At 55.2% G+C, this 16517-nt stretch carries 9 protein-coding genes; 3 read left to right on the top strand and 6 right to left on the bottom strand.

Going from position 1 to position 16517, the window contains the following annotated elements:
• Positions 1-23: 23 nt before the first annotated feature.
• Genes glgA through JW984_08985 form a run of 6 tightly spaced genes read right to left on the bottom strand, consistent with a single transcriptional unit; the run spans position 24 to position 11278 of the window.
• Positions 24-1499 (bottom strand): glycogen synthase GlgA, encoded by a 1476-nt coding sequence (glgA, locus tag JW984_08960; protein MBN1573309.1) that lies wholly within the window; start codon positions 1497-1499, stop codon positions 24-26.
• Positions 1496-2506 carry a galactose-1-phosphate uridylyltransferase gene (galT, locus tag JW984_08965; protein MBN1573310.1) on the bottom strand — a complete coding sequence of 337 codons (1011 nt, stop codon included), beginning with the start codon at positions 2504-2506 and terminating at the stop codon, positions 1496-1498. Before galT ends, glgA begins: the two co-directional genes overlap by 4 nt.
• Positions 2506-4257 carry a DUF1957 domain-containing protein gene (locus tag JW984_08970; GenBank protein ID MBN1573311.1) on the bottom strand — a complete coding sequence of 584 codons (1752 nt, stop codon included), beginning with the start codon at positions 4255-4257 and terminating at the stop codon, positions 2506-2508. Before JW984_08970 ends, galT begins: the two co-directional genes overlap by 1 nt.
• On the bottom strand, positions 4254-6428 hold the full coding sequence (locus tag JW984_08975) for a DUF1926 domain-containing protein (protein ID MBN1573312.1): 2175 nt from the start codon (positions 6426-6428) through the stop codon (positions 4254-4256). Before JW984_08975 ends, JW984_08970 begins: the two co-directional genes overlap by 4 nt.
• On the bottom strand, positions 6429-8639 hold the full coding sequence (locus tag JW984_08980; protein ID MBN1573313.1) for a hypothetical protein: 2211 nt from the start codon (positions 8637-8639) through the stop codon (positions 6429-6431).
• Between the two features lie 2 nt (positions 8640-8641).
• Positions 8642-11278 carry a hypothetical protein gene (locus JW984_08985; GenBank protein MBN1573314.1) on the bottom strand — a complete coding sequence of 879 codons (2637 nt, stop codon included), beginning with the start codon at positions 11276-11278 and terminating at the stop codon, positions 8642-8644.
• Positions 11279-11555: 277 nt separating this feature from the next.
• On the opposite strand from JW984_08985, the gene JW984_08990 reads away from it, so the two are divergent.
• The 3 genes from JW984_08990 to JW984_09000 all read left to right on the top strand — a co-directional run bounded on the left by JW984_08990 (position 11556) and on the right by JW984_09000 (position 16460).
• Entirely contained in the window at positions 11556-12578 is a 1023-nt protein-coding gene (locus tag JW984_08990; GenBank protein ID MBN1573315.1) for a WG repeat-containing protein, read from the top strand.
• A gap of 210 nt (positions 12579-12788) precedes the next feature.
• On the top strand, positions 12789-13811 hold the full coding sequence (locus tag JW984_08995; protein MBN1573316.1) for a WG repeat-containing protein: 1023 nt from the start codon (positions 12789-12791) through the stop codon (positions 13809-13811).
• 261 nt (positions 13812-14072) lie between these two features.
• Positions 14073-16460 (top strand): penicillin acylase family protein, encoded by a 2388-nt coding sequence (locus JW984_09000; protein MBN1573317.1) that lies wholly within the window; start codon positions 14073-14075, stop codon positions 16458-16460.
• Positions 16461-16517 lie beyond the last annotated feature (57 nt).

Consider the following 16517-nt stretch of genomic DNA (forward strand, 5'->3'; position numbering starts at 1 on the left):
CTTTCTCTTAAAGGTAAGTCCTTCTATACTGCCGAATCGGCAAGGGAGGTCTTCTTTATCGCCCTCATGTACAGCTTCTCATATTTTTTTGCCGAGGCCCGCCAGGAGAAGTCGGCCGCCATGCCGTTTTTCACCATCTTTCCCCAGAGGTTGCCCTTCCCGAAGAGGGAAAGCCCCCTCTTTACGGCGGCCGTCAGGGAGGGGGCGTCATAGTCGGCGAATTTGACGCCGTTTCCCTTCCCGTCCTTCTCGTTGAACTCGATGATGGTGTCATCCAGGCCTCCGGTCGCCCTTACCACCGGCACCGTGCCGTAGCGCATGCTCATCATCTGGTTCAGTCCGCACGGTTCGTAACGGGATGGCATGAGGAACATATCTGATCCCGCCTCTATGAGATGGGCCAGGCGGTTGTCGTAGGCAAGCTTAACGCCCAGCTTTGTGGGGTACTTCTTTCCGAGGGTGGTCAGAAGCTCGTGGAACTTCTTCTCCCCGGTGCCGAGGATTACCATCATAAGCTCCATCGACATGAGCTCTTGCATCGATTCCGCGAGGATGTCGAAGCCCTTTTGCTCGGCCAGCCGGGAGATTATCCCGATCAATGGGGTGTCCATCTTCTCGGGGAGGTAAAATTCGTTCAGGAGGACCTTTTTGTTCTCGGCCTTCCCCGAGGTGTCCTTTGCCGAGTAGTTTTTGGCGATGAGTTTGTCCGTCTCAGGGTTCCACTCCTCGGTGTCTATACCGTTTACGATCCCGAAGAGGTCTTTTTCCCTCTTCCTCAAGATGCCGTCGAGGCCGAACCCGTCATCCGCCGTCTGTATCTCTTCGGCGTACCTCTCGCTCACGGTGTTTATCACGTCGGCGAAGACTATCCCCGCCTTTAGGAAGTTTATCTTGTCGTAGAACTCGATCCCCTCCGGGGTGAAGTGCTCCCAGCCAACGCCGACAAGGGGCATGTCGTGATGCCAGAAGAGTCCCTGATAGCCGAGGTTGTGGATGGTCAGCACCGAAGATGTCTTGTTAAAATAGGCGTCGTCCCTGTACAGGCTTTTCAGATAAAGGGGGATCAGGGCCGTCTGCCAGTCGTTGACGTGGATTATGTCCGGCTTAAAATCGGTGAGCTTTAAGGCCTCGAGGACGCTTCGGGAGAAAAAGACAAACCTCGACGCGTTGTCAAGGTAGTCGGCCCCAGTTTTGGCGTCCCGGTAGAGCTCGTCTCTCAGGAAAAACCAGTCGTTCTCGATAAGGAGAACTTTGACGCCGTTGTGGGCCGTTTCGAGAACGCCCCCCTTTTCCGTCCTTTCCCCCAGGGGGATTGACAGTTCCCCGTTGACCCTCTTCAACTCGAATCCCTTTTCAACGACGGACTTGTATTTCGGTATGATGAGCCTGACCTCGTGTCCCATCTCGGAAAGCTCTGCGGGCAGCGCCCCGGCGACGTCCGCAAGGCCGCCCGTCTTGGCGAAGGGAACCGCCTCGGGAGATACGATAGCTATCTTCATAACTGTACCTCCCTCAAAAAGCGGGCGGCGTCCTCAGGGGGTGTGGGGTTTATGTAGAAGCCCGATCCCCACTCAAAGCCCGCGACCTTGGTCACCCTCGGCATCACCTCGATGTGCCAGTGATAGATTTGGCTCACGTCGCCGGTGTGGGGGTCGTTGAAGGGCGAGGTGTGGAGGATGTAGTTGAAGGGGGGGTCTTTCAGGGATTTTTTGAGCCGTCTCAGCGTCTCCGACATTATCTGCGCCAGGGATTCATACGTCTCTCTGTCGCCCTCCTCGTAGCGGGGCATATGTTTCTTCGGCAGTATCCACGTCTCGAAGGGGAAGCGGGGCGCGTACGGGGCTATGGCAACGAATATCGGGTTTTCCGACACCAGCCTTGCCCTCTGGGAGAGCTCCTGGGAGACAATGTCGCAGAAGATGCACCGCTCCTTGTAGGAGTAGTAGCGCCTTGCCCCCTCTATCTCCCTCTCCAGCCTGCTGGGCACCTCCGGCAACGCGATAAGCTGGCTGTGAGAGTGCTCCAGGGACGCCCCCGCGACGCTCCCCTGGTTCTTGAAGACCATGACGAAGCGGAAGCGCAAATCCTTCTTCAGGTCGCTTATCCTTTCCTTGTAGGCGACCATCACGTCGGTGACCCTGTTCAGGGGCATATCGGCCAAGTCCTCGTCGTGGTTGGGCGTCTCGATGATGACTTCGTGGGCGCCCACGCCGTTCATCTTGTCGTAGAGGCCGTCTCCGCTCCGGTCGAGGTCTCCCTCCACGACCAGCGCCGGGAATTTGTTCGGGACAACCCTCAGCGACCAGCCGGTACTGTTCGGGGCGGTTCCCCCTTCCCTGAACGCCATGATCTCCCTGGGCGTCTTGTCCTCGTTTCCGGGATCGAAGGGGCAGAATCCCCCCTTTCGCTCGTTGTTCTCCTCCATAAAGTCGATGGGCCTCTTTCCCCGCTCCGTGGATATGATTACCCACCTCTCCACTATCGGGTCTTTCCTCAGCTCCGGCATTAATCCCCTCCTTTTTTCTCTTCCCATAGGGAGAAGTCGAGATCGGGAAACGGGGTGTCCTTCTTCTCAAGATCCCCAAGAAGCTCCCAATCCCCGGTGGTCGGCTCATTGCCTCCGACTATCAACTCCGCGATCCTCAAAAGCTTCTTGAAATCGTTGAAGTGCTCCGAGAAGCGCATCTCCGCGTAGTCCCTGGCCGCCCATGTGGAGATCAGAAACTGCCAGTCGGAGCTCTCCATAAGAAGAAGCTCCCTCCCCATCTGGTTCAAAACCCTTTTCAGGCCCGGGTCTTTCGTGTCAACGCAGGTGTCCACAAGCTCGATCATCTTCCACTCCGCCTCGTAGATATGCTTCCACGTCCAGCGGGTCCAGTCGTTGAACCATATCCAATGAAATCCCCCCTCGCCCCAAGACCCCTCCGGAAGGGAGATCGCCTTTTCCGGGGGGTGATCGCTGCAGTATTCGGAGAGGGTCGTGAGCCCGACGTCAGGGTCTTCCGAGATCTCTCTCAGCACGTGGTATATGAAGTTCGGCCCCTCGAACCACCAGTGGCCGAACAGCTCCGTGTCGTAGGGGGCGGTGATTATCCCCGGCCTGCCGAAATTGTCCCTGAAATTTTTCAGCGTTCCCTTAACGAGACTCACGAAGTGGGAGGCGTTCTCCTTTACCCTCTCCGGGATGATGTCCGGATTGTATACCTCCTTGTCTCCGAGATCCACCTTCGGGCCGGTGACCTTCCAGTAGCGGTTTCCGCCTGGGAAGTGTTTCTTGTGAAAGTCGAGGTAGTTGCCGTCCCCGGGGTAGCCGTGCTCTCCGCTCCAGACGACTATGGCCGTCTTAGGATCCCGGGTGAAGACCGCGGCCCCCTTGTCCGTAGTGTCTCCTCCGGGGGATACGACCATGTAAGGCTCGTAGGGGGTGCGGGGTTCGTCCACCTTTGTCTCCTTGTACTCCGAGGCGAACCGCTCCCATATCTCCCTCAGTCCCCCGAACCGGTCGAGGTAGGCCCCGATCGCCTTCCCCCCCTCGAGGAGATGGGAGTCGATGATGAAGTAGTCGATCCCCTCCTCGCTCAAGACCTCCTCGACGCCCGCCCTCTTGTATCCCTGCCCCATCCCCTCCACCGGGAACTCCCAGAAGTAGGAGGGCCGATAGGCGCACTCCGGAAGCCAGATGCCGGAGGGGGGCCTCCCGAAATGCTTTTTGTAACTCTCTACGCCCAATCGAATTTGGGCCCGAACGGCCCTGTCGTATCCCAAAAGTGGGAGATAGCCGTGAGTGGCGGCGCAGGTGATTATCTCTATCGCCCCCTCATCCTGGAGCCTCGCAAACTCCCCCACTATGTTGGATTTATACCTGTCCCTGAAGCTCGTAAGGATCTCAGTGTAGAACACCCTCCATCCCTCGGCGATATGTTTGAGGCCGAGCTCCCCCCTCCTGCCGAAGTCCTCGACGTCGTTTTTGGAGGTCTCGATCTTGTCTTCGAGATACGATGTGAAGCTGTCCCTGAATATCTGGGAGGCAAGCTGCTCGGCTAATATCGGGGTTATCCCGATAGTTACCTTGGGCATAATCCCCTCGGAAACGAGGCGGTTAAAGACGTTGAGCAGCGGGACGTAGGTTTCCGCCGCCGCCTCGAATAGCCAGTCGGTCCCGTGGGGCCACTGTCCGTGAAACAGGACGTATGGCAGGTGAGAGTGGAGGACGAAGGTAAATGCCCCACCGGCTTTAGTTTTTTTACTTTCTTTCAATTTTTTGTTTCCCCCTTTCTCATTCCAGACAGCCTTGAAACGGAAATGGTAACGCCCAGATTATACTCCCTCCCCGGCCGAAGGGTGACCGGAAAGATCGGCATCAGCGCGCTCCCCTGATAGGTTTTCTCGAGCCCCCCCTCCGACTGGGACGCCGTCTCCACGCCGAAGTAGAGGAGGTCCACGGGCTCTGCCGTTTGTATCGAGACCTCAAAACCGTCGTACTCGTTTACGAGGGAGAACCGGTCTACGCCTTTTATCTCGCCCCGCTCCCTTAAGAGAATCTTTTCGCCGCCAGGATGCGTAAGATACCGCATCGGGTCTTCGCCCCCCAGCAGTGTGAAGTTCAGCTCCGGGGCGAAGAAGAGCTTTAACTCCCCGCCGCCTAAGCTTGTCAGCCTGTATTTTACATTAAACGACGGCCCCCCGACATCCACATTATACACCTTTTTTATCTCGATAGGAAACGGTTCCTGAGATATTTTAATCTCTCCCCTCTTTTTTAGGGAGACCTTGACCGACTCCTTCCCGGCGCCGCACTTCTCGACTTTGTAGAGGCCGCCGGAGAAGTCGCCCGTTTCCACGTACGATTCTTTGACAAGCTGCTCGACCGTGGGGGGTGCGGAGAAGACCCGGTCGATGAAGGAGTATCTCCTGTTTCTGTCGTAGGTGAGGAGGTCGAATATCCCCTCCTCCTTGACGACGATCCTGTCGTGGATGGAGGCCGGGGCGTCCCCCTCCGACCCCTCGTCTTTTATCGATTGTTTCGCCTCTTCGTGGTAGGCCTCGAACCTGCGGGAGAGGGTGTTAGTGAGGCAGAAGTTGAAGTCCCTGAGGTCGAGGTGGTAGAGGGTTCCCCCCTCCGCCGGGGAGATGTAGGCGGTGAACAACTCGGTCCCGATAAGGATTTCGTCCATGCCGTCGGCGTTTATGTCGGTGACCTCCAGCGTAGGGAGGTCTTTTGAGTCGATGAGCCTCTCCGCCCTTATGAGGTTCTCGAAGACGGCGTGGCGGAGGTAGTTAAGATAAAGCCCCCCGAAGAGGCCGTGCCAGTAGGCGCAGTTGCACTGGGAGGCCATCAGGTAATCGTAGGCTTTTGTAAGCTCCTTTTTAGGGACGGCCTTCTTTCCATCGGCGGCGTCGGCAATCAGAGACTGTAGCTTTTTGCTTACGTGGTGCATCCTCTTGTGCATGTTGTTCGACTCCGGGTACTTGGCCAAAAAATTGTTGAAAAATCCCCCTCTGATGAACGGCCGGGCTTCTTCCCTAAATCCCGAATCCTCCACCCTTTTCATCACTCCCTTGTAGCTCAGGATCGCCCTTGGGGGAAGCGCCCACTCGGTCATCTCCTGATAGCTGGCCGTGGGGAGGTAGACCCTCCCCGCAGGCGGGTATTTCTCCATATACTCGGAGAAGGTCATCAGGTTTATCCAGTTGGAGTTTTCTTTCAGGGCCGCAAAAAATTTTTCGAGCCACTCCCCGTCGAAGACCCACTCGTATGTCCCGGGCCAGACCCCGAACTTCTCCCCGTCGTCGCCGTATACAATGCCGGCCCCCGGCTTCGACTCGGCGACCTCCTTGAGCCTCGTGATCGTCTCCTCCACATCCTCGAAGGGGATGGCGTATCTCAGGCCCCTGTCGATGGGAAAGACCGCCAGCGTATGTCCAGAGTTTTCCGTTATGTAGTAGCCGAAGAGCTCTTCGCCAGACAAGCCCGAATAGCGGAAATGGGTGTCGTCGAGAAGGGTATATTTTATCCCCGCCGGGCCGGTTATGCGGGGCACCGTCGGCTCCCAGACCCTCTCCGCCAGCCACATCCCGTTCGGGTGTCTGCCGAAGTTTTTCTTTATATAACTCGACATCTTATCGATCTGCCTTACGGCGTCGATCTCCGGGATGATCGGGATTACCGGCTCGTAATAGGCACCCCCCATTATCTCCACTTGCCCTCTCGCTGCGAGGGTTTTAAGCTTCTCGATATACTCCGGCCTGTTGGCCTCGATCCAGTCCAGAAGCGGCCCGGTGTTGTGGATTGTGAGCCTTATCTCCGGGTGCTTGATCAAAAGATCAAGGAACTTGTTGTAGGAGCGCTCGTAGGCGCCCTCGATGACCCAGGGGAAATTCCCCACCGGCTGGTGGTTGTGAATCCCGATTATCAGATTTACTCCCATCTAAGCGCTCCAGTTTATCATCTCGAAGTCTTTCCCCGGAACCTTGAGGGTGAGTACCCCCCGCCGGGGATAGCGGGCCAACCCTATGCCGTCCGTCGTGATCTTGAGGTAAAAGTCGAAAGAGTCTCCCTCCTTGAGGCCCAGGGACGAGAACTTGACGGAAAACTCGACCACCGAGTCGACCCCGACGGTGTCAGCCTCTCCTATTATTTGATACTCCCCATCGTCAATGCGGGAGGAGAGCCTGTATTTATCCATACCCCTCCTCAGCGGGAATTCTATCTTGAACAACCTTTCGCCCCTGACGTGAAACGCCACCCCGAACCCCTCGTCCAAGAGGGCGGTGTCCACGATGTCCAGCCTTACGTAAAGGTTTTCGAGGGAAAAACCGAAGTGGAGGCTTTCCACGATCGACCTCCCGCCGAACATGGTGCCCATGATTGGGTTGCACTCGTACTTCCCTGCGTCCGCCCACTCGTAAAAGTCGTCTATTTTCCCGTTGACGTTCGGCTCTATGAATCCGACCGGTGGGATTACATCGAAATCCCTCGCCTTTCCCGATATGGGGTAGGAGAGGATGTCCGGGGGCTCCGCTCCCGTCAGGCGAAAGACGCTCTTGAGGTTTTCCCTAAATAGGGAGTCGAACTCGTCTGTGAGATCGGTGTGAAAATCGTCGCCGAACCACCAGAACCAGTCGCTCCCCTCGGCGGTATAGAGGGCGTCCCTGGCGGCCTTTAAACTCTCCGGCAGGGCATCAATCCCGCCTTTCTCCTCGATCTCTACGAGGTGTTTTTTGGCAAGGGAGACCATGTCCCACCCCCTGTTGTCCTCCAGGTGTCCTATCCAGACCCCGAAGTTGTGGTTTATCCAGGAGCCGGAGTGGAGGCGGTCAATGGTCTTTGCAGGAGGGTTCTTGTCGATATACTCCCCGATCGTCGTGGGCCAGGCAGGGATCGATCCGTCCCTTCCCGTCAGCGCCTCGTATACTCCCCTTAAGAAGCCCTCGCCGCCGTCCATATACCCCTCCCACGGGTTTTCGCCGTCTAGGATCACGGATATGAGGGTTGGGGCGCCCCCCCTCTTTTCCACGATCCTGTTTATCTGCCTTATGAAGTCGGCGGCGGCCTTCTCCGGGTCGTTGCTGGCATAAGAGAAGCCTATAAGGTCCGAAAGCCTCCTGTCCCGAAAGACGACGTTCACGCTGCTCCCCTCGTGGGTGGCTTTATAAGGCGCATAGATGTCGGGCCTCTTGTCCCCCTTGCCCCCCTCAATGTGGGAGTTGAGGAGGACATCCTGATCCGTTGCCATCCACTCAATCCCGAGGGAGTCGATGACGGGAATAATCTCCGGGGAGACTGAGCCCTCCGGGGGCCACAGCCCCCTGGGCCTTATCCCCACCTTTTCCTCGAAGTATCGAAATCCCAGCTCAACCTGATCCCTTGCGTCCTCGACGCTCGAAAACCTACCCGGCAGCGATACGTCCGGCATCGCCCTCATGGCTGAATCCGTGTCGATGAGAAGGGGGAGGATCGGGTGATAATAGGGGCTTGTGGTAAGCTCCACCATCCCCTCGTCCGAGGCCCTTTTGTAGAGGGGGATCAGGCTTTTCATCACATCGATCTGGGCCTCGATGATGGTTTTTTTGTCCCCCTCGGTGAAATCCATTCCCTTCTCAATGAGCCCTTTTATCCCGTCGTATTGCCTCCTCATGAAGTAACCGCACCACGTCAGGTTGAAGAGGGCCTGGAGGTCTGCTATGTCCCGGTCGGAGAACCGGGAGGCGAGGATTTCCGGATTCTCCCCGTCAGGGTTGTTCCCCCGGATGACCAGGAGCTCCCGGTAACGGGGATACGGATTGACCTGTGTCTCCCAGCGGTTCATGAAGAAGTTCCTGATGATGAATACCCTCTCCTGGAGCGTCAGATCGGCCGGATTTTTGAGCGCGAGGTCGACATAAAAGTCTTTTTTTGAGTCGAAAGGCTCTTCGGTGTAGTCGGCAATCTGGGAGATGAGGGACGGAACGAGGTTTATGTTCATCCTCATCTCCGGGTATTCTAGAGCCAGGCGAACCATATCGTAATACCCCTTCGCCGAGTGGAGCCTGACGAAGGGGAGGAGGAACCTTCCCGTTTTCGGGTCTTTGTACGAGGGCTGGTGCATGTGCCAGAGAAAGGCGACATGTGCCGTCCGTCGAGGTCGGGAGCGCTTCAACTCTACCTCCCGCTGTAACTGATAAGGGATATTCCCCCTTCTCTGATGTTTGGGCTGGAGCCTATTTCAACGATCTCCCTCGTAAGGGAGATCGTAAATTCCGTTGAGGCCGATTTCGAGAGCTTGAAGATCGGGGTTATCTTCGCCCCGGACTGGTGGTAACCCAGACGGGAGTGGTCCTCGAAGACGAAGTCCTTGTAGAACTGGTGAACTGCGGGGGAGATCGCCATGTCCTCCATCAGCCTTGAGGTCTTGTCCATGAATCGATAGGTGTGGATGTCGTAGAAGCTGCCGTATAGGGGGGTCTTTATCGTCAGGACGTACTTGAGCTCATCCGGCAGGAAAATGGTCTCCGTGATGTCCCTCTGGGCAAAGCCGCCGTTTTTCGGGAAATCGGTTACCTGATAGTTAAGGGCTATCTTTTTTTCTATGTCGCTTCCGTTTATCTTGACGAAAGATTCGAGCACCCCGTCGATGTCGTCGGCGGGGGTGACGGAGTTCACAAGCTCCGGCATGAACAGGACCTTGTCCCAAATCGGGTCTTTTTCGTCCTTCAGCTTGGTCACGGTGAACTTGACGTGAAACTCGTCGTCGAATATGATAAAGGTCTTCTTGAGGGATACGGGAAGCCTCTTTCCGTCGCCGAAGTCGAGGTCCTGGGTGGCCTCGACGGTGACCGTGAGCTTCTCCCCGTTCACCGAGTAGTCTGTAAGCTCGAATATCTCGTAGTCGAAAGAGGCCGCTATGGTAAGCTCTCCGGAGTCGTTCTTGAATGCGAGGTTCGCCCTGTAGGCGTCGCGGCAGTACTCGACCCGGGAATCGTCCTCGAGGAAGACCCTCAGCTCGCTGTCCGGCTCCGTGTGGATGAGGCACTGGCTGTAAAAGCCGGTTGCCGGAAACATCGGCATCTCCGTTACGAGGGTCTCGGCGGAGGCGAGTATCTTCTTGAAGTTCATCCCCTTGAAGTAGGGGGAGTGTATCTGGTGGTGGATGACCGTTCCCGCGACCTTCGATATGACAAGGTATTGCTGGTCGGTGTTGATGACAACCTCGTCGTTTCCGTCGTAGTCCCAGTCCACGATCTCCATGGTCGTCCGGGGAAACAGCCCCCATGTCTCGGTGATCTCGGAGAGGAGGTAGTCCGCAAGCCTGTCCGCAACTGCGATGTAGGCGAGGCCCGTCAGGTCGTAATATGTGCATGAGCCGAAGTTCGGATGTCGGGAGGCCCAGCGGGGGTCTTCCTGATAGGTGATGTTTCTTATGGTGTGGATCAGGTCGTAGGCCTTCAGGATGTTTTCGTCGTAATACTCCGCCAGAAATATCCTGATAAAATCGTACCTGTTCCTGGCCGAGAGGACCCTCGGCGTGATCTCCGACATAAGGATGTGGGAGCTGCCTCCCTTGTTCTCGAGCTCTTTCGTCACCCGCTCGAGGACGACCTTTTCCACCCGCTCCTGGGCCTTTTCGAGGTCCCTCAGGCACGAGATTACCCTTCTCAGCTTCGGGTCGCCGAAGGTGACTCCCCTGATTCCCCGCTTCATCGTCCAGCTCTCGAACTCCTGATAGCTGGTGCTTGTCTTCATCGGGTATGTGTCTATGTAGCCGTACCTCTCGAAATATTCCCTCAACGTGGTAAAGGATGTGTCCTCAGATTCGGCAACGATCCTGAAGAACTCCTCCATCCACTCCCGGTCGGCCGCAGGGTCTTTGCTCCACTGGCCGAAGAGCTCCGCGTCGTTGAAGATGAACATGAGGGGGGGCGTGTCCTTGTTCGATTTTTTCTTTATGAGGTCCGCCGCCACCATCGCCTTTCTGCGAATCATATCAAGGTACTCAGTAGGCGTAAAGGTGGGGTCAGGGCCGAAGATGGGGCGCCTCTTCAGGAGGAAATAGCGCAGCTCGCTGTGGATGGGGGCCACGAAAAAGGGTTTTCCCATTATCTCATCACGGTACACCGTAAAAAGGGCATCCTCCTTGAAGTAGGGCATGGTGGACTGGAGGGCGGGGTCGACCACCCCGAAGTGTTTGAGGCTCAGGTTCCCCTCCTCGTCCGAGGAGGCGATATCGGAGGTGAAGAAGGTCTCCACGTCGAGGTAGTAGATGGGAAGCGCCCCCAGATCCTCCATCCCCGTAGAGAGCTGGTAGAGGAGGATTTCTCCCACCTCCCTCTCTACGATGTGAAAGCCGTCCCACTCGCTTGCCGGAACGCCGAAGAACCTGTCGGTGGCGATGCCGTATCTTACCATCTGGAAGTGGGTATCGTCCATCCTGGAGGAGAGCTGGGGGAACGACTCGTCTATAAGTCCCCCGACGATCTTCACCTTGCCGGTGTCCACTTGGGTCTTCATCCGGTTAAGGAAATCCATCTCGCGGCGGGAGGCGTAGTTTATCAGGGGGCCGGATATATGAAAGTTCAGCTTCAACCCGTCGACGTTTCCCCCCTTCCCCTCGAGCATCTCAATCATAGGGTAGTAGCAGTTGGCAAAGACCTCGTCCCTGACCGCCTGAAGCTGGAAGTGGGGCTGGTGGAAGTGGAGGCAGAGGTTGATGTAAAATCTCTCCGGCGATTGCTTCGGTGATTGCTTCGGTGATTGCTTCGGTGATTGATTCGGTGATTGATTTTGCGGGTCTTTCGGCATATTCGGACGTTCTTTTCGATTAATCATCTGTAAAAATGGAATTATACTCCCCGTAGCTTAATGTGTCAAGGGAAACGGGATATTCAAAACAGTTTGTTTTTGGGGAGTATTTGAGAGAAAGGGGGAGTGATTTGTCGTAGTTTTATCCAGACAAGAAAGTGAACGGGTGATTTTACATTTATGGAATAATTATTGACTTTCGGCGGCTATGATTTTAGAATGTCCCCTATACAATAAGGTTCGGGCCGCATTTCTTAGCAAAATCAAGGTTTAAAAAATGAAAAGAACACTGTTTTTTACTGCAGTTGTTTTGTTGACCGCCCTTGCGGTTACACCCCTGTTCTCCGAAGCCGAGACCGTGAAGTGTGTGATAGCCCCGCAATTCGACAAGGCCGGAGGCTTCTGCGAAGGGCTGGCCTTTGTGAAGATAGGCGGCAAATTGATTAAATGGGGCTACATCGACAAGAGCGGAGAGGTCGTCATAAAGCCGCAGTTTGAATGGGTCTGTGATTTCAAGGACGGCATGGCGAGGATAAAGGCGGGCAAGAAGTACGGATACATCGACAAAAAGGGGAAGGAGGTAATCGAGCCGATCTTCGACAAGACCGGGGATTTCAAGGAGGGGCTGGCGTGGGTGAAGATCGAGGGGAAATGGGGCTACATCGACAAGAAGGGGAATTACGTCATCGAGCCGAAGTTTAAAGGGGCCTCCGATTTCTGCGAGGGACTGGCGAGGGTCATGACGGGGTTTCGGTGGGAGTTTATCGACAGGACCGGCGGCTTCGTAATAAGGAACGAGTACGACTGGGCCGGGGACTTCAGCGAGGGGATGGCGGTGGTGGAGCTTGCGGGGAAGTTCGGCTACATCGACAAAACGGGAAGCTGCGTTATAAATCCCCAGTTTGACCAGGCAGAGAGCTTCTCCGAGGGGCTGGCGAAGGTGGAGGTCAAGGGCAGGGCGGGTTACATCGACAAGACCGGGAAGTATGTTATCGCCCCGAAGTACGAATACAACGCCAGGAGCTTCAAGGAGGGGATGGCGGTTGTGGTGATCGGAGATCGGGTCGGCTTCATCGACAAGAATGGTATACAGGCGGTAAAGCCGCAGTTTGACGCCGTGAGGGATTTCAGTGGGGGGCTGGCGGCGGTGAAAATAGACGGCAAATGGGGATATATCGATAAGACCGGCAAATACGTCATAGAGCCGCAGTTCGAAGAAGACGCCGGGAGCTTCAGCGAGGGGCTGGCGCCGGTATTGGTCGGGGGGAAGTGGGGCTACATAAAGCACCCGCTTAAGTAGGGGGAGTGATTTCTATCGGGATTCCCAATCGAGTTGGGAATGACGATATAAATTTTCAATTGGGTTGGCAATGACGGTATATTGTTTCCTTGTGAAACGGGAATCCTGTGAAACAACTATTCTGTCATTCCCGCGAAAGCGGGAATCCAGAAAAACATTTTAAGAACAATTATAAGCTTTATCGGGTAATCTTATTTGCAAGAGGAAATCATGAAGAGGTTTTTGTTTTTGTCGATTCTTGTCTTGGCAACGGCCTTTACCCTTGCGCCCATGCTTTCCGGCGCCGGGGAGGTGAAGTATGTAATAAATCCGCAGTTTGACGAGGCCTCCGGTTTCAACGAAGGCCTGGCCGTTGTAAAAACGGGGGGCAAGTGCGGCTTCATAGACAAGAGCGGTAACTATGTGGCAAGGCCGCAGTTTAACGAGGTTTGGGGTTTCAGCGAGGGACTTGCGGCGGTAAATACAGGGGGCAAGTGGGGATACATAGACAGGACCGGAATATATATTATAAACCCCCAGTTCAATTATGCCGAGAACTTCAGCTGCGGTCTGGCGCGTGTGCGGTTGGGGGATAAGGATGGTTATATAGATAAGACCGGAAAGTTTGCGATTGTCTTGAGTCCAAGGTTTGAATACGCAAACTCTTTCGACGAGTGTATGGCGCTCATAAGGATTGGGGAAAGGTTCGGCTATATAGATAAAACCGGGAAGATCGTCATAGAACCGCAGTTTGACTATACCGATGAGGTTATGGACTTCAGCGAGGGAATTCTGGCGGTGGAGATGGGGGGCAAATGGGGTTACGTGGACAAGACGGGAAGGTACCTTGTGAATCCGCGGTTTGAATGGGCAAAGGGTTTCAGCGAGGGCCTTGCGGCTGTGGAGACGGGGGGCAAGTGGGGATACATAGACAAGACCGGGAAGTACGCCGTAGCTCCAAATCTTGAAGCCGCTTTCAATTTCAGCGAGGGGCTGGCGCCGGTGATAATCGGCAAAAAGTACGGCTATATAGACAGGGCCGGGAGACAGGTAATAAGTCCGCAGTTTGGTAACGGCTGGGGTTTTTCCGAGGGTCTGGCGCCGGTGGTGCTCGGTGTTAAATGGGGCTTTATAGACAAGTCCGGGAGGATGGTCATAGGGCCGCAGTTTGATCAAGTAGGGAATTTCAGTGAGGGGCTGGCTCCCGTGGAGAAGGGCGATAAATGGGGTTATATAAAAAGTCCGCTGAAGTAGGAGGAGTGATATTATTCTGGATTCCCAGTCAAGCTGGGAATGACGGTATAGTTTTCTGGTCAAAGAGGAAATAATTGTATAATGCCATTCCCTTGGAAAACGGGAATCCAGTTAAGCATCTATTCTGTCATTCCCGTGTAAACGGGAATCCAGAAAAATATCTATCTGGATTCCCAATCAAGTTGGGAATGACGGCATAGAAATTTAATGGGATTATAGTTATAGGCTTTTTTTAGGCACATTTTTTTATTGGAGGAAATTATGAAGGTAGTAAAGTGGCTGGTCTTTATTGTTCTCGCTCTTGTGGTTATCGTGTTTGTGGGGGCATACGGCTATCTCAAATCGACCCTTCCCGAGTACAACGGGGAGATTAAGACGGAGATGGTAAAGGGTAAGGTGGAGATCATCCGGGACTCCTACGGGATGCCCCACATCTATGCGGAGAACGAGAGGGATCTCTCGTTTGCCCTGGGCTACGCGATGGCCCAGGACAGGATGTTTCAGATGGACATGATAAGGCGCGCCATCAGGGGCAAACTCTCGGAGATTTTGGGGGAATCTCTGGTTCCGGTAGACAAGCTCTTCATAACGATTACCGCGGCAAAGTCGGTCGAGGGGATGTACGAAGAGATGCCGGAGGAGGTAAAATCGAACCTGGAGGCCTTTTCCGAGGGTGTCAATTACTTCCTGGACAACCACAAGGGTCCCTTAACCGTAGAGTTCAAGCTCCTCGGTTACGAGCCGGAGCACTGGGTGCCCTCCGACTGTATCGCTCCGTACTATTTTATGGCATGGGACCTTAACGGTTCTTTCGGAAAGGAGATGCTCTACCTCGCCATAATCGAAAAGCTGGGAGAGGATGAGGCGAAGCTCCTCTTTCCGGACTACGTAAGCGGGGCGCCGACAATAATACCGAAGGGCACCGCTTCCCTTGAATTCCTCAAGACCATGAACCTCGCCAGGGAGGTCTTGGGAACCGAGGGGGGCGGCGTCAGCAACAACTGGCTCATCTCGGGTGTCAAGTCGGAGACCGGAATGCCGATTCTGGCAAACGATATGCACCTTGGGCTTGCGGCGCCGGGCATCTGGTATGAGGCGCATCTTGTTGCGCCCGATCTTAACGTGTCGGGGGTCTTGGTCCCCGGCATCCCCCTCGTCGTTGTGGGCGCGAACGAGCACGTCGCCTGGGGCTTCACCAACGTCATGGCGGACGACGCCGATTACTATATTGAAAAGATAAACCCCGAAAACCCGAACCAGTACCAGTATATGGGGAAGTGGCTGGATATGGAGGTTCAGGAAAAGACGATAGCGGTAAAAGGTAAAGATGACGTCAAGTTCGACGTAAAACTCACCCGCCATGGCCCGATCATCGACGAGGTCAACAACTACGAGGAGAAGGAGGGCCACTCCCTCTCCATGCGCTGGACGGCGTCGGAGCTCAACAAGGTTCCCGTGGCGATGTATTATTTTGACAGGGCCGAGAGCATAGACGACATGGAAAAGGCGGTGGAGTATTTCAAGTGCCCCGGCCAGAACATCATCTACGCGGACGACCAGGGAAACGTGGGCTACTGGGCGTCGGTGGGGATTCCGATCCGCACGGGCTTTGACGGGATGCTGCCGGTTCCCGGCTGGGACGGCAACCACGAGTGGGGGGGATACGTCCCGACGAAGATTCAGCCCCATCTCAGAAATCCGTCCATGGGGTGGATCGTCACGGCCAACAACAAGCACGTCGGGGACGACTACCCATATGTAATATCAAACTACTACGCCGTGCCGGACAGGTACGTAAGGATCTCAGAGATGATTGAGGAGAAAGAGAAGCTCGGCGTTTCCGACTTTCAGGAGATGCACGCCGATTTCCTCGTGGTTTTGGCGAGGGACTGGGTGCCCAATATCCTCATTATCGAGGCTTTGAGCAGCGTCAAGCTAACCGAAACAGAGACGGCGGCCCTAAACGAGCTCAAGGAGTGGGACTTCGTGGCGACACCGTCAAGCAGGGCGTCGACGATATTTCACGCCACCGTAAACAACATGATCAAAAACACCTTCAAGAACAGGATTGGGGACGACTTCTACGAAGAGTACCTCAAGAACAACTACGTAGTCCTGAACACCCTGAGAAACGAGATCGCGAAGGGCGAGTCGGTCTGGTTCGACGACCCGGCAACCGTAGATAAGGTGGAGGGCTTAAACGACGTCATCGTGAAGAGCTTCAGGGAGGCCGTGGCGTATCTTGAATTGGAGATGGGAAAAAACGTCGACGACTGGAAGTGGGGGGAGATTCACACCGTCACCATGTATCACGCCTTCGGTAAAAAATCGAAGCTGATGGGCTTTTTTATGAACGTGGGGCCGTCCCCAATGGGGGGGAGCATCGCAACGGTCGATCCCCAACCCTATCGCCTGAACAGCCCCTGGGAGATCTACCACGGCGCGTCGATGAGGTATATCATAGACCTTCAGGACATGAAAAAATCGCTGAGGGTTATCCCCGTCGGGATCTCGGGGAACTTCATGAGTCCCCACTACGACGATCAGTTTGACCTCTGGAGGACGGTGACCTACAGGCCCTTTGTGCTGGATAGGGAGGACGTCGACAATGACGCCCGCTACACCCTTGTCATAGGCCCGGCCGAATAAGATCGTGCAGCGTGAATAAGCATACTTGGTCTCTCCCGGAGTTTTCTGAAGAAACTT

This window comes from Candidatus Zymogenus saltonus (assembly GCA_016929395.1).
GTDB classification, from domain to species: Bacteria; Desulfobacterota; Zymogenia; order Zymogenales; family Zymogenaceae; genus Zymogenus; species Zymogenus saltonus.